Raw genomic sequence first — 18,218 nt, forward strand, 5'->3', positions numbered from 1 at the left:
CCCGCGTCGGGTGCGGCGGCGCAAGGCCGTCTGTCAGCGCAATTTCAACCCTGATTGAATTTTTCTCCGGGCAAATCGCTCTGCTGATGTAGAGACGTGTTGATTCAGCGTCCTGCCACTGGCCACAGACCGAGAGATGCGCCCATGACTGCCTTGACACGACTTGAAGACAAGCCTGCCCACGAGCACGCCATCCCGACTGCCGGCAGCCTGAAGCAGTGCTATGAACAACTGCTGCTGGGCGACGATGCCGGGCAACGCCGCGCCCTCGGCAAAGCGTTCCTGCAAGCGCAATTGCAACGGGCAACGGACCTGCCGGAAGAGATGCCGGAGGAGGTGTCGGCGCTGCAATCTTTCGTCGAGCAACACAGCACCGATGTCGCGCGCCAATACGCTGACTACCTGAGCGCCCGCAAGGAAGGCGGGCCGCGCCAGTTCTTCAGCAACAAGGCGCATGCGCTGTTTTTCCTGCAAGCCGTCAGCCCGACCAAACTGGTTGACGGCGCCTGGCTGTACGGCCTGTTGCAGCACTGGCGTGACCCGCGTTTCGAAGGGTTGATCTGCACCTATCTGGAAGAGCTGGGCGACGGCAACCCGGCGCAGAATCATGTGGTGATCTACCGCAAACTCCTGGGCGAACTCGGTTTGCAGGACACCGGGGTCATCGCCGACGAGCATTACCTGCAAGGCGCGATTCAGTTGGCGCTGGGCGAATGCGCCGACGACTTTTTGCCAGAGGTGATCGGCTACAACCTCGGCTACGAACAACTGCCGCTGCACTTGCTGATCAGCGCCTACGAGCTAAGCGAACTGGGCATCGATCCGTATTACTTCACCCTGCACGTCACCATCGACAACGCCAGCACCGGGCACGCGCAAAAAGCCGTGCAATCGGTGTTGCAACTGCTGCCGATCGAAGGCGATCGCGAGGACTTTTTGCGCAGGGTCGCGCTGGGCTATCGGCTCAATGACCTGGGGCAGGGCAGTCGCGCGATCATCGAGTCTTTCGACCTGTACGCTGAAGTGTTGAACATGCTGGAACGCAAGCGCCCGTTCGGCCAGCACATGCATTCCGACTACTGCCGGTTCGAGGGCAAAACGGTCAATCAATGGCTGTCATCTCCGGAGCAGCTGCCAGGTTTTCTCGCTGCCATGGAAAACAAAGGCTGGATCAAGCGTCATCAGAATCCGCAGGAAAGCCGCTTCTGGCAATTGATCGAGGGTGACGGCGCGGCCATGTTCGGTGTGTTCAGCCCTTATGAAAAGCAACTGTTGCACGACTGGATTTCGGGTGACTGGACAGCGGAGCGTTCAACTCCCGCGGTTCGCCGCGAAAGCAGTGGCGCGGTCGAACCGACGTTGGCCGCCGACCCGGATATCCAGAGCCTGCAAACCGCGCTGGAAGGATTGCCCGCCGCCGAACAGATGTCGGTGTTGATTCCCTGGCTGTCTGCCCATCGACATGCCCATCCTGCCGGCCTGATGGCCACGCGGCGATTCATCGAACTCAAATCCAGCCTTCGCTAGGGAGCACGGCATGAATCAGGAAGAACAACTGGGTGCTGCGGACCTGGCCTTGCTGCAATTAGGACGCCGTTTGCAGGCGGACGGTTATCGCTTTATCACGCCGACGCCGCTGACCCATCAGCGGGTCAACGACCGCGCGTTCGGTCAGAGTGCCCGAACCCTGCGCGAGGTGTTCGGTTGGTCGCGATCGTTCGAACCGGGTCTGTTATCAGCGGACGAACAGCGGCAATTGCAGCAGGCCGGCGTTCTCGAAGAGAGCAATGGCCGGCTGAAAAGCCACATACGCTGGTCCAGTCTCGATGACCTGTTGTTCGTGCATTCCGGATTCCCCACGGACGCGGCCGACGCGGTGTTCTTTGGTCCGGACACCTACCGCTTTGCCCAGTTGCTTCACACCCATCTGCAACAGAGTTTCGCGCCGGTCAGACGCGCCGTGGACATCGGCTGCGGGGCGGGTGTCGGCGCAATCGTGATTGCTCGCGCACGTCGTGAAGCCGAGGTGCTGGCAGTCGACATCAACCCGGCGGCGCTACGCCTGACGGCTGTGAACGCCGCGCTCGCGGAAGTGGCCAACGTCAGCGTCGAAGCCAGTGATGTGCTGCAGGATGTCGACGGTACATTCGATCTGATCGTCGCCAATCCGCCCTACATGGCTGACCCGGCGGAGCGTGCCTATCGCCACGGCGGCGGGGCGTACGGCGCGCAATTGTCGGTGCGCATCGTCGAGCAGGCACTGAACCGACTGACCGCTGGCGGTTCGCTGGTGTTGTACACGGGAGTGGCGATGATCGATGGCTGCGACCCGTTTCTGGACGCGTTGGCGCCGTACCTGGATTCGGCGCGGTTCGGCTGGACCTATCGCGAGATCGATCCGGACGTATTCGGTGAAGAACTGTTGATGCCCGGCTACCAAAGGGTGGAGCGGATTGCGGTGGTCGCGCTGATCGTTACGCGGCTCGATCCCGGCATCGGGGGCAGCGTTGAATCAGCCGCAGGTGAGTGAGCCATGAACAAGAATCTGGATGACTACAACCGCATGCGCGACTTCTCGGCGACCTCTGAACCGGCCGCCAAGCGATCGGCCAAGAAAGCCGCGAAAGATCACGCCTTGCAGTACTGCATCCAGAAGCACGACGCCTCGCGCCTGCATTATGACTTTCGCCTGGAGCTTGATGGCGCACTGAAGAGCTGGGCGGTGCCGAAAGGCCCGTCGCTGGACCCCAAGGTCAAGCGCCTGGCGGTGCATGTCGAAGACCATCCGATCGATTACGCCACGTTCGAGGGCAGCATTCCCGAAGGGCATTACGGTGCCGGTGACGTGATTGTCTGGGACCGTGGCGTGTGGATTCCGCAAGAAGATCCGGCCACGGCCTACGCCAAGGGAAAACTCAAGTTCGAGCTGCAAGGTGAGAAGCTCGGCGGCCTGTGGAATCTGGTGCGTACGCACATGCCGGGCAAGCAGGAGCAGTGGTTCCTGATCAAGCATCAGGACAGCGCGGCCAAGCCCGAAAGCGATTACGACGTGGTCGCGGCCGAGCCGGACAGTGTGTTGAGTGACCGGACCATCGTTGCGAAAAAGTCGAAGGCAGCGGACAAGCCCAAGCCCATCAAGAAACCGGCGCGCAAAGTCGCAGAAAAAAAACAGTCGGCGCAACTGACCGGTGCACACAAAGCGAAACTGCCGGACCTGATCAAACCCGAACTGGCGACGCTGGTGGAAAAAGCCCCCGACGGCGAATGGAGCTACGAGATCAAGTTTGACGGTTATCGGATCATGGCTCGCATCGACCATGGCGAGGTCAAGCTGTTCACACGCAACGGTCACGACTGGACTCATAAACTGCCGAAACAAGCCGAGGCACTGGCTTCTCTGCAATTGGAATCGGCCTGGCTTGACGGTGAGATGGTGGTGGCCAACGAGCAGGGCGTGCCGGACTTTCAAGCGCTGCAAAACGCCTTCGACTCCGGGCGCAGCGGCAACATTCTTTACTACCTGTTCGACATGCCTTACCTCAATGGCGTGGACCTGCGCGAGGTGCCGGTCGAAGAGCGACGCGTCGCGCTGGCGACGGTACTCAAACCGAATGAAGAGCCGTTGCTGCGATTCTCCGATGCGTTCGCCGAAGAACCCGACGCGCTGCTCAACAGTGCCTGCCAGATGCGGATGGAAGGGCTGATCGGTAAGCGCCTGGGTTCGCCGTACGTGTCGCGTCGCAGCAGTGACTGGATCAAGCTCAAGTGCAAGCACCGGCAAGAGTTTGTGGTGGTCGGCTACACCGATCCGAAAGGTTCGCGCAATGCCTTTGGCGCATTGCTGCTCGGGCTGCATGACCGGGACAGCGGGAAGCTGTGTTATGCCGGCAAGGTCGGCACCGGCTTCAACGAGACAACGCTTAAAAGCATCTACGAACAACTCAAACCGTTGCAGACCAAAAAGCCGTCGGTGGTCAATCCGCCGACCGGTTTTGACGCCAAAGGTGTGCACTGGCTCAAACCCGTTCTGCTGGCTGAAATTGCCTTCGCCGAAATGACCAAGGAAGGCTCGGTTCGCCATGCCGTGTTCCACGGTCTGCGCGATGACAAACCGGCGGAAGACATCACCGAGGAGCGTCCAAAAGTGGTGAAAAAAAACACGGCGGAAAAACCTGCCTCCCGCCAAAAGAAAGCCTCGGAAAAACCCGCGTCGGCGCCGTCACAACTCGGCCTGGGCGAGGGCAAGGTGCGGATCACTCACCCCGACCGGGTCATCGACGCCAGCAGCGGCACCACCAAAGTGCAACTGGCGGAGTATTACGCCCGCGTCGCCGAATGGATTCTGCCCGAACTGAAAGACCGTCCCGTGGCGCTGGTTCGCGCGCCGGACGGCATTGCCGGTGAATTGTTTTTCCAGAAGAACGCCGAGCGCTTGGCCATTCCGGGGATCACCACCCTCGACAAGGAACTCACCGGTCAGCCGATCATGATCATCAACAGCGCCGAGGCACTGATCGGCGCCGTGCAGATGAGCACCGTGGAGCTGCACACCTGGAACGCCACGTCGGACAACCTCGACAAGCCTGACCGCTTCGTTCTCGACCTCGACCCGGACCCGGCACTGCCGTGGAAAAGCATGGTCGAGGCGACGCAACTGACGCTATCGGTGCTGGATGAACTGGGGCTCAAGGCCTTCCTCAAGACCAGCGGCGGCAAAGGCATTCACCTCGTAGTGCCGCTGACCCGCAAGCTCGGTTGGGATGAAGTGAAGGATTTCAGCCACGCCATCGTCAGCCACATGGCCAAACTGTTGCCGGAACGGTTTTCCGCGGTCTCGGGGCCGAAAAACCGGGTGGGGCGGATCTTCATCGATTACCTGCGCAACGGCCTCGGCGCCACCACCATTTGTGCTTACGCTGCGCGCACCCGCGAAGGGCTGCCGGTGTCAGTGCCGATCTTTCGCGAGGAGGTGGCCGGGCTCAAGGGCGGCAATCAGTGGAACATCCACACGGTGCATGAACGCCTGGCCGAGGTGGGCGACGAGCCTTGGGCCGACCTGAAGAAAACGAAACAGGCGATCACCGCCGAGATGCGGCGGCGGGTGGGGATGAAGAAGTAGCATTTAATGCCCGACTCCGAACCTGTGGGAGCGGGCTTGCCCGCGATAGTGGTCCGTCTGTCACCACGATGGTGAATGTACCGCCGCCTTCGCGGGCAAGCCCGCTCCCACAGGTGGCGAGGTGTCTGCGAGGTTTAAAACCGATAGTTCAGCCCCGACGTCAACGAACGCTCCCGGTGCCGATTGACGGCCCCACGGGCAGGCGCTGACTTGCCCGATGGACAGGGTGGTGGCCATTTAGTAGCATCCCCCGTTTTCCATAGCCTTCGCGCATCAGGGACGATCCAATGCCGGTTTCCTTCAATCGCGCCACGCGCGTCGTTGCTGTCGCGGCGCTGCTGTCCGCTCTGCTCAGCGGCTGCGCCGTCAAAGACACTTACACCGATGCCACCGAGCCCGACGCCGCCAAGGTCCGCTTCATCGCCAACACCAGCAATGCGAAGCTCTACTACTACGACCCGGAGAATTGTCAGGGGCGAGTCACCGGTGAACTCAACAACCTGTACGCCCGTGACACCGAGCGTCGGGTGGGCATGAGTGTCGCGCCGCCGGCCGATGCCAGGGGCTATCTGGAGATCAAGGTCAAACCCGATCAGGATAATTACCTGCACCTCGCCACGACTGGCAGTAACTGGGTGTGTGTCACCAGTTTGAGCCTGGCACCCGAGCGCAATGCTGAATACGAGGTGACGTTGAATTTGCGCGATGGCCGTTGCGGCGTGCTGTTGAATCAGCTGAAGCGAATCGATGGCCGTGACGTGCGGTTGCCGATGCCGGTCATGGACAATGGCCTGCCTGCCTGTGTCGGTCGCGGCACGTCATTCCCGGGGCTTCCGCCCGCGCTGCCCGACACGCCTCAGCGGGTGATGCTGATCGACCAGATCTTCGACGGTGCGACCATCGCCGGCATGAAACCCGACCCGGCCAAGGACAACGGCGAACGCTACACACCGGAAAAACTCGACAAGCTGATTGCCGAACGCAAGGCGAAGCTGGGCTTTACCTTGCCGGACGACTACTGGGCCCTGTACCGCCAGAACCTGATTGCCTTTGACGAAGAAGCGGCGGGAAACAAGGCGGAAACGTTCAAGCGATACAGCGACAAGTATCGTCTGCGCCTGCAACGACTGACGGATCAGCAACTGGAACAATGGGCACACCCTGAGGACAAGGCATCCAGGCCTACGCACTTTGCGGCGTCCGAGGAGCGCAAGACGATGACGAAGTTTTACGTCCAGACCAGCCAGAACCTGCTGCTTGAAACCATCAATCATCATCTCGACCGGATGGCGCAAATGGACCGGCAGTACGGGGTGTGCGCGCGTTATTCAGAGTGCTGGAAACGCTGACAGGGTAGCGGGCGGCGAGCAGCACTCGCCGCCCCGAACGACTATTGCTGGCTGACAGCTGCCGCCAACAGCGGCCCCGCCTGCTCGTCGGTGAGTGCCGCATGCACCTCCATGTTCATCAGGTCATTCCATTGCAGCACCCACTTTTGAATCTGTACGACATCATCGGTTTCTGCGATGCCAAAACCGCTCGAGCCACCGACGGCATGCCAGCGCCCCAGCATCTTGACGCCGGCGGGCGGTGCTCCTTTGGTCTCGAGGAAACGCTTGATTACGGTGTTGCGGTTTTGCGGACTGATCGACCAACTGACCATGAATAACATTGGCCACCTCCTGCTACGGACTGGCACCTGTTGCTCGTCGCGCGCCTGGCTGGCGCCGGAACCACGGCCACGCCTTTTTCCGTGTCATCCTGACGGGGTTGAAGCGATTGCTCCCATGAGAAGGCATAGCAGCGCGCGGCCGTTCGCGTATGACCGCTGATCCTCTTTTATTGTCTCTGGAATTGCTTGAGACGCCTGACTGTCAGGCATCGCGCAACAGGTCGTTGGCGTTGAGCAGTTCGTAGGCGATTTCCGGACGTTTCTCCAGACCACGGCGAATGGCGGTCGGGATAGCCTGGCGGGTTTTGCGGCACAGGCCCGGCAGTTCGGCGATGGTGATCGCGATGCCGCGCATGGTGCGGACTTCGTTGAAACCGGGAGCGATTTCTACGCGGATGCCCAGTTGTTCGTACATCCGTTGTTGCAGCCGTTCGAGGTCACTCAGGCTCTGGAGGTTTTCCAGGCGCTCGATCAGGCGCTTTTCTTCGGTGCGGGTCAGAAACAGGATGCGCAGGTCCGCGCCGGGTGTTTCCAGCAGCGGTTCACGCTCGCAGATGCAGGCACCGGGCGGGCAGGGTTGGCGGATCGGCAGCGGGGTTGTCATGGGGGCAATCATAGAGCGCTGTGCGCTGGTTTGCCCATAGGGATCACCGGGTGTGCTCGAGGGCGCGTAAAGAGCGGGGCGTTTTGGCGTTTTGGGGGCATATCCGTTTCTGCGGTAACGGATATGTACCCCATCAAAAAAACGTCTCAGGCCAGCATCGACATCAACCCCCCCTGACGATCAAGTTTGGCCAGGTCGTCAAAACCCCCGACATGCGTATCACCGATAAAAATCTGCGGCACGCTGCGACGTCCGCTTCGGTCGAGCATCTCCTGGAATCTCCCCGGTTCCGATTGAACGTTTATTTCCTGGATCGCAATCCCCCGACTGGCCAACAGTATTTTGGCGTTGCGGCAGTAAGGGCAGGTGTCGGTGGTATAGAGCGTTACGGTGTTCATAAGCGGTACTCCCGAATTGAAAGTCTGTTCAAGCATCGATCGCCGGAAAGTCGATGTCGGTCAGGGCGACGTTGTTGAGGTAATTGGTCAGGGTCTGCGACGCCACGTGAGCGATCACTTCGATGATCTTGCTGTCGTCGATGCCAGCCGCTCGCGCCGCTTCGATCTGCTCGCTGCTCAGGTGGCCGCGGCTTTCGGTGATCTGTCGGGCGAGGGTGGCGAATGCATTGAGCTGGCCATTACGGGCGCTGAGGATGTCTTGCGCAGACAACCCGGCCTTGCCGGCAAACAGGGTGTGGGCCGCCAGGCAGTAGTCGCAACCATTCACCTGAGAGGTGGCGAGGGAGATCGCTTCTTTCTCGGTGGCGCTCAGCGACGTTTTACCGAGGGTTGCCGACTGTTGCAGATAAGAGGCAAGCACCGCAGGTGCATGGGCCAGCGTCTTGAAGACATTGGGCAAAAAACCGATTTTTTTCTGCACGCCTTCCAGCAGCGGGCGGGTAGCGTCGGTGGCGTGTTCAAGGCTCAGGGTATTGATACGGCTCATGGTGAATCTCCGGTAGATGACTGCGCGGTGTGCGCTGGGTACGGAGTCCATACTATTGCCGGGCACTGGTCTATTGGGTGCAAATCGTCGAGGATATGCGACAGATCGTCCAGATATTCGCTCGGAGCCTGCCCATGGATCGCTTGTCCACGTTACTCAGCCATTTCGGCGTCAGTGCCGGAACCTTTCACAGCGGCACGTTCTGCGGCACCACGGGTTTTGACGGTGAGCAGGCGTGTGGGCACCTTCATTTGCTACAGGCCGGAGAGTTGACGCTCAAACTGGCCGACGAGCGCGAAATCCAGCTCAACCAGCCAACCCTGATTTTCTTTCCTCGACCCTTCCGACATCGCTTGTTTGCCGCTGAGCCGTCCGATACACAACTGGTGTGCGCCTCGCTGACCTTCGATGGCGGTGCAGGCAATGCGCTGGCGGCAGCCTTGCCCGATTACCTGGTGCTGGGGCTCGACGAAATACCGAGCATGACCGGCACACTGGACTGGCTGTTCAACGAGGCCTTCGACGGCATTTGCGGTCGCGAAGCAATGATGGACCGCCTGTTCGAGGTGTTGGTGATCCAGTTGCTGCGGCACCTGTTGACTAACCATCAGCACAGCCCCGGCATGATGGCCGGCCTGGCGGACCCGCGCCTGGCGCGCTCGTTGAGCCTGATGCATGACGCCCCCGGCAAAGCCTGGACCGTGGGGCAATTGTCATCGGCGGCCAACATGTCCCGGGCCAGCTTCGCCGAGCACTTTCGCCAGGTGGTGGGTCAGACGCCGGTTGACTATCTGGTGAGCTGGCGCATCAGCCTGGCGCAGAAGCGTTTGCGTGAAGGCAAGTCCATCGCCCTGATTGCCGAGGAGGTGGGCTATGAAAGTCCTTCGGCGCTGGCTAGGGCATTCCGGCGCAAGACCGGTGTCAGTCCGCGAGAATGGATGCGCAACGGGACGCTGCGATAGTTTTTTGTCGCCGGCCTTTCGACGAGGTGCGAAAGCAGGTTTTCAAGCCTTCAGACGAAGCCCGATGCCCACGCTTGAGCCGTTTCATATGGATAGAGGGAGCCAGAGTGAAACGCATTTATTGGCGTTATTTTGACGCCATTCTCCGTAAAATTTTATTTTTATTTATTGTAGTGACGGACCATTGACGTGCTGGCGATGTGCTTATAGTCTCCAAGCAACTGGGTAACGAATCCTTCATTCGATATCAGGAAAACCCTGTAGGCAGGGAGGCGGTCATCATGCGTTCATCACTGGTTTTCAAATCCGTTTTGTTCTGTGTGCTCTTTAATGGTGCGGCCATCGCCAACGCTCACGCGACCATTTTGGCCCATGAAATTAACCGTATAGCCGATTCTTGTGCAGCGTCTGGGCCAAAAGTGGGCGCGGCAGCCGAAGCGCCGGGTGGCGCCCCTTCAACTGTTGCCAACCGTTCTGGCGCGCCGGCTTCAGTCAGCGATGTTTCCGCCGTCGAAACCGCAAAAAATCAACTGAACAGTCTCATTGAATCTGCCGCAAAGGTGGGTGCAACCGTCAATAGTTCTTCCTGTGACGGATTAATGGCGCAACTTGTTAGTGATAAATTCACGGCAGATTTAGATGCGCAAGCTACAGTTGTAAGTGGAGCGGCTGACACCCTTGCCAATCAACCCAATGCAGTTCCGCTGTCCGCGGCTGCCTGGTTGTTTTCGTCCGCATTGTTCGGTTTCGTTATGGTCGCCAATCGGCGGAAGGTATAGCTAGCAGCTTGTTTTTGCTGATGATTGAATGGCGCATTGACACTAGTGATTGATTTCACTTTGATGCGTTAGTGGTTGGCGATGTATTGGCTGAGTGACGGGCTCTATTGAACAGAGTGCTATTAATTTGGCGAGAAACATCGGGGGCGATATGTTTAACGACAAGTTACTGTTAAATAAAAAACTTCCTTCACTAGAGGCCGCACTGCAGATAAGTGCTACGTCGGGCCGACGAAAAATGGCCACCGTCAGCCGCGAAAAAATGCTCGTTGAGCGGTTACCGAGCGACAAAAATTGCGAGCGTGATTTGCCTGGGATTTTGTGTGAGACTCTGGGCAAGGCTACTTAGGCGGAGGGATCCCGATGTTACGTTTCTGGTTACCTGTGGTCTGCGCGCTGGCTGTTCTGCCCAGCATTTCCAATGCCGTTGCAAACGATGCTGCTTACCTGTTGAGTCCGGGTGACAAGCTCAACGTTTCTGTGTGGGGCGAAGACAAGCTCAAACAGGATCTGATCGTTCTTCCCAATGGAAGCATCAACTTCCCACTGGCGGGGCGGGTCGATGTCGCGGGGCTCGATACCACCGCAGTGGAAGAGAAAATAGCCGCCAAGCTAACCAAGTTCATACCCGATCCCCAGGTGAGCGTTGTTGTCACGAGCACCGAAGGCAATCTCGTGTACGTGCAGGGCAAGGTCGTGAAACCCGGCCCTGTGCACATGTCCGGTCAAACGTCAGTGCTGCAGGCATTGAGCCAGTCGGGCGGTCTCGACAAATTCGCCGACACGGATGACATCAAGGTCGTGCGACTCAACGGGACCAAGCAAGAGATCCTGCGGGTCAACTACAGCAAGTTGATGTCCGGCGATGACATGTCCACCAATTTTCTACTTAAGGCCGGCGATACGCTGGTTGTGCCTTAGCCTTGCGCGATGCACTAGGGATTACTTTGCTTGCGTTTCGAACTACCGGGGTTGCCACGGCAATCCTCATCCTGCCGTTCTCGGGTATGGCCTATGCGGCTACCTGGCAATCAGCAATCGCGGTGCCCTCGACTGTCGAGTACGACAGCAACCCACTGTTGCTGACGAGTGGCGAGAAGGGGGTGACCCGAACCATCATCGCCCCCGATTACACCCTTGTCGGCACTTCCGGACGGGATGAGTTCCAGTTCGGCCTCGGTGTGTATGTCGTGCGCTCGTCCGAAACGGACATCGTGTCTGACCGTGAAGATCCCAGATTAAAGTTTGGGTGGAAGCGCGAAACCGAAACGGGCAGTTATGGACTCACGGCCCGCTATGAAGAGAGCTCGACGCTTTCCACCGCGGTTCAGGAAACCGGCGTGGTGTCTGCGGACGATGGCACGCAGAAACTCTATACGGTCGGCGGCAACTGGAGCACCGCGCTCAGCGAACGAAGCACCCTGATCAACGAAACTGACTACACTCACGTCACTTACGACGTGGATACGTTGATCGACTATGACGAGTTGGCGACCCGTTTTACCTGGAACTACGCATGGAACGAGCAGGTCGAGCTGTTCAGCCGTCTGGGCGTTCGGCGCTATGAGCCGGCGGAAGGTACCGCGGCTTCCTCCTCGAACAGCTACACCCCGACGGTAGGCGTGAACTTCCTGCTCTCCGAACGGTTCAAGGGATCGGTGTATGCGGGCGTCAATCAGATTTCCGGTACCGGCGACGGCCCCAAGGGGCAGGGCGGTGTGGCGTTCCAATATACCGGTGAGCGAGTGGAGGCGAGCATCGACGCCGCTCGTAGCACCGTTGCCAGCGGGGACGGTGGTTTCGTCGAAGCGGATACCGCCAGAGGCACATGGAGTTATGCCATCGACGAGACCCGACGCACCGGTTTTGAAGCCTATTGGCAAGACAGCAAAGGGCAAACGCCGAACACCCTGCACAATTACAGTGCCTGGTTCAGTCAGGAACTCTCGCCTTTTTGGATTGCGCGCCTATCCTTCACTTACAAAGAACGCAAGCAGGACGGCTTGCCGGATGCCAGTGCAAATGTCGTCGGGTTGACCTTGACTTATAGTTATCCCGGTCTCTGAAATTCAGCTTTGTGATGATCTATGACTACTGAATACGAAATGTCGGTCAACGACTACATTGCAATCATCAAGCACCACGCGGTGCTGTTGATCGTCAGTTGCGCTGCGATCCTTGGCGTGAGCATCGCGGTCGCGATGTCACTCCCGCCCACCTTTGAATCCTCCGGCACGATTCTGATCGAGTCGCAGCAAATCTCGCCTGAGCTGGTCGCGGCAAACAACGGCACCTTTGCCGATGAGCGCATCGAAGTCATTCGCCAGCGTGTGATGACCCGCGAGAACCTGGCAGCGATCATCGACAAATACAATCTGTTCTCTACTCAAGGCCGGCACTTGAGCGTTTCCGAGAAAATCGATGAGATGCGCAATGCGATTGGCGTCACCCTGGTCAGCGCCGCGATCAAGGGACGCGGGGAAGTGACGATTGCGTTTCGCCTTTCCTTTGAGCACCGCCAGCCAGAGATTGCCACCCAGGTGGCCAACGAGCTGGTGACGCTGTTTCTGAATGAGAACATCAGGCAGCGCACCGAGCGCGCCAATGAAAACACCGAGTTCGCAAAGCAGGAGGCGGACAAGCTCGAGGTTGCCCTGAATGCCCAGGACAGTCGCGTGGCGATATTCAAGGAGTTGCACAGCAACGCGTTACCCGAAAATCGGGAGTTGCTCTCGAATATGCTGACGCGCGCTGAAACCGACCTCAAAGAGGTCGACCGTGACTACAAGGCTGCCCGTGAGGAATTGCGTTTCAACGAGTTGGAGCTTGTCGCCGCCAACACCGGCGTAGCGACCAAGCCTGGAGCAACGGGTGCAGCGGCTGACAAACCGCAGGATCTGGGCAGCCTCAAGGTGGAGTACGCCCGGTTGCAGACGCTGTATACCGATGCCCACCCCGATGTGCGTGCCGTGAAACGCAAGATTGCCGCACTTGAAGCGAACAAGACGGTGGCGGGCAGTGCGGCAGTGCCCGTCAATATGGATGTAGCGAAAGCTCAGGCGCGGATAGCTGCCACCGAGGCGCGTATCCGGTCACTGGCGGATCAGAGGCAGCAGACGCAGCAGAAAATATCCGAATACGAAGCGCAGATTATTGAAATGCCTCAAGTCGAGCGCGGCCTGATCACGCTGATGCGCGACCATGACAACGCGAAAAAGAAATATGAGGAAATGCGCGCCAAAGAGATGAACGCGAGAATTTCCGAAAGCCTGGAACAGGAAAACAAGGCGGAGCGCTTTGTACTCCTGGAAGCGCCGCTGATGCCTGAAAAGCCGGTTCGGCCGAACCGCAAGAAAGTGGTCGCCATGGGCTTCGTGCTTGCCCCGGTGGGCGCTGGCGCACTGGTGATGCTTCTCGAGATGATGAGTTCGCGCGTGCGCGGTGCTGAAGCCCTGGCCAGTGTGCTCGGCAGACGCGTACTGGTTTCCATTCCCTACATTCACACCATGGCCGAACTGGAGCGCCGCAAGAAGTGGCGAACGCGCCTGATCCTGTGTGGAATCGTGCTGTTCGCGATCCTTCTGGTGCTCGTGCACTTCCTCTACATGCCTCTGGATCAGCTGGCGTATAAAACGCTGGGCCGGTTTGCATAAGGAATACAGACATGGAAATTATCAAGCCCGATACCGAAAACACCGAGCCCGAGACCTCTTCAAAAGCCTTGACGTCCACCGCGCATTCTTCAGGTCTGAATGCGCTCAGTTATGTGCAAACCAAAGTTGTACCTTTGCGGCCGGATCACCTCGAGCGCAATCGCATTGTGGCGTACAACAAGAACTCGAACATGGGCGGGGCGTTCGATCTGCTGCGTACGCAAGTTCTGAAAGTCATGGAAGAAAATGGCTGGCGTACACTCGCCATCACCTCGCCGACACCAGAGGCCGGCAAGACAGTACTAGCGATCAACCTGGCAATGAGCATCGCGCATCACACCACCAAGACGGCGTTGCTGGTGGACTTCGATTTGCGTCGTCCAAGGGTGGGCGCCTATCTGGGGCTGCCGATGGAGAAATCGCTCAACGAATACCTTGAAAATGAAGCGGAACTGCAAGAGGTGCTGGTCAATCCGACCTTGCCACGCTTTGTGGTCCTGCCGACGCGTGAGGCGGTTCCGCTCTCCACCGAAGTGTTGTCATCGCCCAAGATCAGTCATTTGATTACCGACCTGCGCGAGCGCTACAGCTCACGTATCGTGATTGCCGACTTGCCGCCATTGTTGAGTTCGGATGATGCGATCAACGTCTTGCCCAAGTTCGACTGTGTTCTGCTCATCGTCGCCAACGGTTTGAACAGCAGGAAAGAGATCGAGGAAAGCCTGCATCTACTGGGTGGGGCGAATCTGATTGGTACAGTGTTGAACAAAGCCGAGCCGCAAAACCGCTCTTACTACTAGCGCGTCATCCTCAAGCGATCGGCGCTAGCGGCCAGCGCCGACTTCACTGCCAGGGATGCTTCTGCTCCCAGCTCCAGGCGTGCGTCACGATCTGTTCCAGCGAAGCGAATTGCGGTTGCCAGCCAAGTAGCGCGTGGGCCTTTTGGGGATCCGCCACAAGGCGTGGTGGATCACCCGCACGGCGTGGCGCATCGCTGACGGAGATTGCCCGGTCGGTGACACGCCGCGCCGTGTCTATCACTTCCTGTACCGAGAATCCGTGGCCATTGCCGAGGTTGAACGCCGTGCTTGCACCGCCGGCCACCAGGTAATCCACGGCCAGTGCGTGAGCGGCCGCCAGATCGGCAACGTGTACGTAGTCGCGAATGCATGTGCCGTCAGGCGTGTCGTAATCGCGGCCATAGACGGTGATGCTCGCGCGCCGACCGGAGGCGGCTTGCAGGATCAGTGGCAACAAGTGGGTTTCCGGCTCATGGCGTTCACCCAGCTGTCCTTCCGGGTCTGCTCCGGCGGCGTTGAAGTAGCGCAGGCAAACCGACTTCAATCCGTACGCGCGATCGAAATCTTCAAGCACCTGCTCCACCATCCACTTGCTGCGACCATAGGGGTTGATCGCCGCCTTGGGATGTTCTTCGTCGATGGGCACATACACCGGGTCGCCATAAACAGCGGCCGTCGAGGAAAAGACGAAGTGCTTGATGTTCGCGCGAACCATGGCTTGCAGCAGCGTCAGCGTGGCGGCCAGGTTGTTCTGATAATACTTGGCCGGTTCAGTGACGGATTCGCCAACCTGTATGAACGAGGCGAAGTGGAACACGGCATCGAAGCGGTGTGCGGCAAACAAGGCGTCCAGGGCGTGCGCGTCGGCGATGTCCAGTTCAACCAGTTTTCCGCCGGTCAAGGCGTCGCGATACCCCGTGGAGAAATTGTCGGCTACCACCAGTTCGTGGCCTGCGCGCAGTAGATGCTTGACCATGTGCGAGCCGATATAACCTGCGCCGCCGACCACCAAAAAATTCATCCTGTCCTCCTGGAAATTGTTGCTGTGCAAACGCGGATTGTACCGTCAGTGAGCAGCGTTTTTTCTCAAAAACAACCAATTGAAAGCCTGCACGCCGTCGAACTTGATCGTGTAGCGCCCGTCAACGTAAGTCGTGGGCAACTTCTTCATTTGCGCCAGCGTACCTTGTGTGAACAGCGTCAGGCCTGGCGGTCCCTGAATGCTGAGCGTGCCTTCGAGCGGCTCGACATAAAAAGGCGTTTTGTCGTCATCTTTGGGGATGGCGCGAGTGCCCAGGGAAATCAGCAGGTTCTGCGATCGACCCACAGGCGCGGCGTCCAGGCTTTGCACCACCACACTGGCATTGGCGGTCTTCACTTGGACCTGGATGTTGCCGAGGCTGATCGACTCGCCGCCGATCCAGCCGGTGACAGCCTGGGTGCGCGGCGTATTGACAGTGTAGATGCCTTGTTTCCAGTTGCGTTTCAGCTCACCCGTATCGGTCGTGGACTCGCTGGCATTGGCGTCCAGCAACGACTGGTCAGGGTCATGAAACACCTTCGCATTGCTCGGGATAACGCCCGGCTGCAACCAGGTTAATTCCGGCGTGTGCGGCATGGCGATTTGCAGCTTGCCTTTCTCCATGGCCGTGCGCAAAAAAACAGAATTGGCCGGAGAAACGGGTTTGTTGAACAGGGTGTCCGGTGTCGGTGCAAAGACGTAAGTGGTGTTGGCTTCGCTGACGTCGGCGCGACGATAGAGCAGGGCGGCGGCGGGCAGGGTGGCCAGCATGGCCGGATCGTTATAGGCGTGCCAGTTGTCAGCCGTCACCCAGCCACCGTCGAGCGGCTGCTGGCTGTAAGCATATTGCATCAGCGCGTCCCAGCCCTGATGGCTGGCGGTGCCGGCGACATAGAGTGGCAACGAGTGGCGATCGGGTGTCGGGAACGGTTCGTTGTTCCACTCGGTGACGGTCAGCGGTTTGCCGGTGACCTGGCCGGCGGCAATCCAGTCGACGATGCCTTCGCTGGTGAGCGGGTTTTTCTCCAGTTGCCCGGAGCCGCCATAACTATGAACGTCGATGACGTCGCCAGACGTCAGGGCCGGCAAGGAACTCAGGCCGTCACCGCCCCAGCTGCTGGTGGTGGCGATGGGCACCTTCACGCCCAGTTCGCGCAGATGCCGAATCATCTCTACGTTGAAATTCTGTTCCAGATCGTTAAGGAACAGCTTGGAGGGGCCATGCTCCCACGAGCGCCAGGTGAGCCCTGCCGATAGATTGTGCTGGCTGGCAAAGGCATCGGCCCGGTTCTTGTAGAGCTCCCAGTGCTTGGGGACGCCCTTGTCTCGCAACAGGGCGTTGCCAAAGTGTTGAGTGACGTCGTTTTCGTTGGTGATCAGCACGGCGGCGATTGCCGGATCATCTTTATAGGCGAGGCCGGTGAAGGGATTTACGTGAGTCATGTAGGCTTCGGCAAAGCGTTTCATTGCCTGCTGGATAGTGAGGTTTACATACGCGAAGCCCTTGAGGCTGGCGTTGTTCTGTTCGTTTTTTGGCAGCTCGTCGAAGCCGAAAATGTTGTCCTTCGCCATCAGGGCTCGCTCGACGTGCATGTCGAGCCATACATAGATGCCTTCGTCTTTCAGGCACTTGATCCACCAGTCGATTTTTTTCAGCGATTCTGCGCTGAGTTGCTGAGTGTCATGCGTTTGGTCGCGGTCGCCAAAGATATTCGGGCTGACCCAGGGCGAGTCATGGTGGTGCAGTCGCACGAGGTTGAAACCGAGTGCCGACAGGCGTTTGGCTTGTTGCTTGATTGCATCGTCGGACGTTCGGAACAGCGCGTAGGACGTGATGTTGGTGCCCCAGAAACGCGCCGGGGTGTTGTCCGCGAACAGCAGTTGTTCGCCGGAGGCTTTGACGAAGCCGCGCTTGCCCGCAGGTTTTTCATCAGCGTTGAGAAAGGACAGATCGACCGGCGAGGTCTTGATGTCGACCTTGTCATCTGGCCAGCTCTTCGGGTCCGTGAGGCCGAAGCGTTCGGTCGTGGTGGGGCCGAGCGTCACGTCACCGGAAATGCTCAAGGTGGCTTTGATATTCTGTCGACCGGGCTTGATTGAGCCCTTGTAGAAAAAAGCACGCACCTCGGATGGACTGCCGGGCTCAAAGTACACACTCGCCAGTGCCGGCTCGAAACGCATCTCGATGCGTCGACCTTGTGCGTTGCCCCACGACCAGCCGCGGTTACCGGGCAGCAAATCCGGCTTGCCCATTTCTCCGTCGAAAAGGGTCGGGGCGAAATTGAAGACGATACCCCCACCCATCACGCCCGACTTCACGCTGTGTGCATCCAGGTCAAAGTCCCAGGTCAGCGTCTGCTCGTCTTTCTTCTGGATCTGCGTCGCCAGGTCGAAGTCCAATTCCTTGTTCTGGCCTTCCAGGGTGTATTTGTAGGGGGCGTCAACCTTGAACCGGGTGCCGAAAGACGTCCAGTCCCAGTTACTCCCCCAGAAGGTGAATTTTGAGGCAAACACAGGGCTGCCGCCGCGCGTCAGCACCGGCAGACCGCTGAGTTCATCGACGCTGGCGACCCACTCCGACGCCCAGGTCCTGAACGGCCAGATGGCAACGCACAAGAGCGCCAGAAGCAGCATCGGAGTGCGGCGAGACAAAGTGGTCATTG

At 58.9% G+C, this 18,218-nt stretch carries 16 protein-coding genes; 10 read left to right on the forward strand and 6 right to left on the reverse strand.

Features of this window, described 5'->3' with window-relative positions:
* Positions 1 to 144 precede the first annotated feature (144 nt).
* The 4 genes from J2Y86_RS29470 to J2Y86_RS29485 all read left to right on the forward strand — a co-directional run bounded on the left by J2Y86_RS29470 (position 145) and on the right by J2Y86_RS29485 (position 6,468).
* Positions 145 to 1,527, forward strand: a complete 1,383-nt coding sequence (locus J2Y86_RS29470; protein ID WP_253439697.1) for an iron-containing redox enzyme family protein — start codon at positions 145 to 147, stop codon at positions 1,525 to 1,527.
* Between the two features lie 10 nt (positions 1,528 to 1,537).
* A complete protein-coding gene (locus J2Y86_RS29475; RefSeq protein ID WP_253439699.1) occupies positions 1,538 to 2,530 on the forward strand; it encodes a methyltransferase in 993 nt (330 codons plus the stop codon).
* 3 nt (positions 2,531 to 2,533) lie between these two features.
* On the forward strand, positions 2,534 to 5,119 hold the full coding sequence (ligD, locus tag J2Y86_RS29480) for a DNA ligase D (protein WP_253439701.1): 2,586 nt from the start codon (positions 2,534 to 2,536) through the stop codon (positions 5,117 to 5,119).
* Between the two features lie 287 nt (positions 5,120 to 5,406).
* Positions 5,407 to 6,468: a hypothetical protein gene (locus tag J2Y86_RS29485; RefSeq protein ID WP_253439703.1), complete on the forward strand. Its 1,062-nt coding sequence runs from the start codon at positions 5,407 to 5,409 to the stop codon at positions 6,466 to 6,468.
* A 41-nt stretch (positions 6,469 to 6,509) separates the two neighbouring features.
* Here J2Y86_RS29485 and J2Y86_RS29490 read toward each other — a convergent pair whose 3' ends face one another.
* The 4 genes from J2Y86_RS29490 to J2Y86_RS29505 form a co-directional block, all read right to left on the reverse strand.
* Entirely contained in the window at positions 6,510 to 6,791 is a 282-nt protein-coding gene (locus tag J2Y86_RS29490) for a DUF3303 domain-containing protein (protein WP_253439705.1), read from the reverse strand.
* Positions 6,792 to 6,993: 202 nt separating this feature from the next.
* A complete protein-coding gene (locus J2Y86_RS29495; protein WP_253439707.1) occupies positions 6,994 to 7,395 on the reverse strand; it encodes a hypothetical protein in 402 nt (133 codons plus the stop codon).
* 146 nt (positions 7,396 to 7,541) lie between these two features.
* A complete protein-coding gene (grxC, locus tag J2Y86_RS29500; protein ID WP_253439709.1) occupies positions 7,542 to 7,793 on the reverse strand; it encodes a glutaredoxin 3 in 252 nt (83 codons plus the stop codon).
* Between the two features lie 28 nt (positions 7,794 to 7,821).
* Positions 7,822 to 8,340: a carboxymuconolactone decarboxylase family protein gene (locus J2Y86_RS29505; RefSeq protein WP_253439711.1), complete on the reverse strand. Its 519-nt coding sequence runs from the start codon at positions 8,338 to 8,340 to the stop codon at positions 7,822 to 7,824.
* 134 nt (positions 8,341 to 8,474) lie between these two features.
* Between J2Y86_RS29505 and J2Y86_RS29510 the strand changes: the two genes are divergently transcribed.
* From J2Y86_RS29510 to J2Y86_RS29535, 6 genes are all read left to right on the forward strand, one after another.
* Positions 8,475 to 9,302 (forward strand): AraC family transcriptional regulator, encoded by an 828-nt coding sequence (locus J2Y86_RS29510; protein WP_253439714.1) that lies wholly within the window; start codon positions 8,475 to 8,477, stop codon positions 9,300 to 9,302.
* A gap of 281 nt (positions 9,303 to 9,583) precedes the next feature.
* Positions 9,584 to 10,081, forward strand: coding sequence for a hypothetical protein (locus J2Y86_RS29515; RefSeq protein WP_253439716.1), 498 nt, complete (start codon positions 9,584 to 9,586; stop codon positions 10,079 to 10,081).
* A 363-nt stretch (positions 10,082 to 10,444) separates the two neighbouring features.
* Positions 10,445 to 11,002 (forward strand): polysaccharide biosynthesis/export family protein, encoded by a 558-nt coding sequence (locus J2Y86_RS29520; protein ID WP_253439718.1) that lies wholly within the window; start codon positions 10,445 to 10,447, stop codon positions 11,000 to 11,002.
* 26 nt (positions 11,003 to 11,028) lie between these two features.
* Positions 11,029 to 12,147, forward strand: coding sequence for a hypothetical protein (locus tag J2Y86_RS29525; protein ID WP_253440499.1), 1,119 nt, complete (start codon positions 11,029 to 11,031; stop codon positions 12,145 to 12,147).
* 21 nt (positions 12,148 to 12,168) lie between these two features.
* Positions 12,169 to 13,734, forward strand: coding sequence for a GumC family protein (locus tag J2Y86_RS29530; protein WP_253439720.1), 1,566 nt, complete (start codon positions 12,169 to 12,171; stop codon positions 13,732 to 13,734).
* An 11-nt stretch (positions 13,735 to 13,745) separates the two neighbouring features.
* Complete coding sequence (locus tag J2Y86_RS29535; protein WP_253439722.1) at positions 13,746 to 14,534, forward strand: CpsD/CapB family tyrosine-protein kinase; 789 nt, start codon at positions 13,746 to 13,748, stop codon at positions 14,532 to 14,534.
* Positions 14,535 to 14,577: 43 nt separating this feature from the next.
* Here the strand turns inward: J2Y86_RS29535 and galE are convergent, their stop codons facing one another.
* Together galE and J2Y86_RS29545 are read right to left on the reverse strand one after the other, a co-directional pair.
* Positions 14,578 to 15,555 carry a UDP-glucose 4-epimerase GalE gene (gene galE, locus J2Y86_RS29540; RefSeq protein ID WP_253439724.1) on the reverse strand — a complete coding sequence of 326 codons (978 nt, stop codon included), beginning with the start codon at positions 15,553 to 15,555 and terminating at the stop codon, positions 14,578 to 14,580.
* A 45-nt stretch (positions 15,556 to 15,600) separates the two neighbouring features.
* Entirely contained in the window at positions 15,601 to 18,216 is a 2,616-nt protein-coding gene (locus tag J2Y86_RS29545; protein ID WP_253439726.1) for a cellulase family glycosylhydrolase, read from the reverse strand.
* Positions 18,217 to 18,218: the final 2 nt, after the last annotated feature.

Source organism: Pseudomonas migulae (assembly GCF_024169315.1).
Classification (GTDB): Bacteria; Pseudomonadota; Gammaproteobacteria; order Pseudomonadales; family Pseudomonadaceae; genus Aquipseudomonas; species Aquipseudomonas migulae_B.

What these genes read in the sequence shown, in the direction of transcription:
- J2Y86_RS29485 (WP_253439703.1), top strand. Translation starts at nt 5,407, where the DNA reads ATGCCGGTTTCCTTCAATCGCGCCACGCGCGTCGTTGCTGTCGCGGCG.
- J2Y86_RS29520 (WP_253439718.1), top strand. Translation starts at nt 10,445, where the DNA reads ATGTTACGTTTCTGGTTACCTGTGGTCTGCGCGCTGGCTGTTCTGCCC.
- J2Y86_RS29475 (WP_253439699.1), top strand. Translation starts at nt 1,538, where the DNA reads ATGAATCAGGAAGAACAACTGGGTGCTGCGGACCTGGCCTTGCTGCAA.
- J2Y86_RS29505 (WP_253439711.1), bottom strand. Translation starts at nt 8,340, where the DNA reads ATGAGCCGTATCAATACCCTGAGCCTTGAACACGCCACCGACGCTACC.
- J2Y86_RS29490 (WP_253439705.1), bottom strand. Translation starts at nt 6,791, where the DNA reads ATGTTATTCATGGTCAGTTGGTCGATCAGTCCGCAAAACCGCAACACC.
- galE (WP_253439724.1), bottom strand. Translation starts at nt 15,555, where the DNA reads ATGAATTTTTTGGTGGTCGGCGGCGCAGGTTATATCGGCTCGCACATG.
- J2Y86_RS29510 (WP_253439714.1), top strand. Translation starts at nt 8,475, where the DNA reads ATGGATCGCTTGTCCACGTTACTCAGCCATTTCGGCGTCAGTGCCGGA.
- J2Y86_RS29470 (WP_253439697.1), top strand. Translation starts at nt 145, where the DNA reads ATGACTGCCTTGACACGACTTGAAGACAAGCCTGCCCACGAGCACGCC.
- ligD (WP_253439701.1), top strand. Translation starts at nt 2,534, where the DNA reads ATGAACAAGAATCTGGATGACTACAACCGCATGCGCGACTTCTCGGCG.
- J2Y86_RS29545 (WP_253439726.1), bottom strand. Translation starts at nt 18,216, where the DNA reads ATGACCACTTTGTCTCGCCGCACTCCGATGCTGCTTCTGGCGCTCTTG.
- J2Y86_RS29515 (WP_253439716.1), top strand. Translation starts at nt 9,584, where the DNA reads ATGCGTTCATCACTGGTTTTCAAATCCGTTTTGTTCTGTGTGCTCTTT.
- J2Y86_RS29535 (WP_253439722.1), top strand. Translation starts at nt 13,746, where the DNA reads ATGGAAATTATCAAGCCCGATACCGAAAACACCGAGCCCGAGACCTCT.
- J2Y86_RS29530 (WP_253439720.1), top strand. Translation starts at nt 12,169, where the DNA reads ATGACTACTGAATACGAAATGTCGGTCAACGACTACATTGCAATCATC.
- J2Y86_RS29495 (WP_253439707.1), bottom strand. Translation starts at nt 7,395, where the DNA reads ATGACAACCCCGCTGCCGATCCGCCAACCCTGCCCGCCCGGTGCCTGC.
- grxC (WP_253439709.1), bottom strand. Translation starts at nt 7,793, where the DNA reads ATGAACACCGTAACGCTCTATACCACCGACACCTGCCCTTACTGCCGC.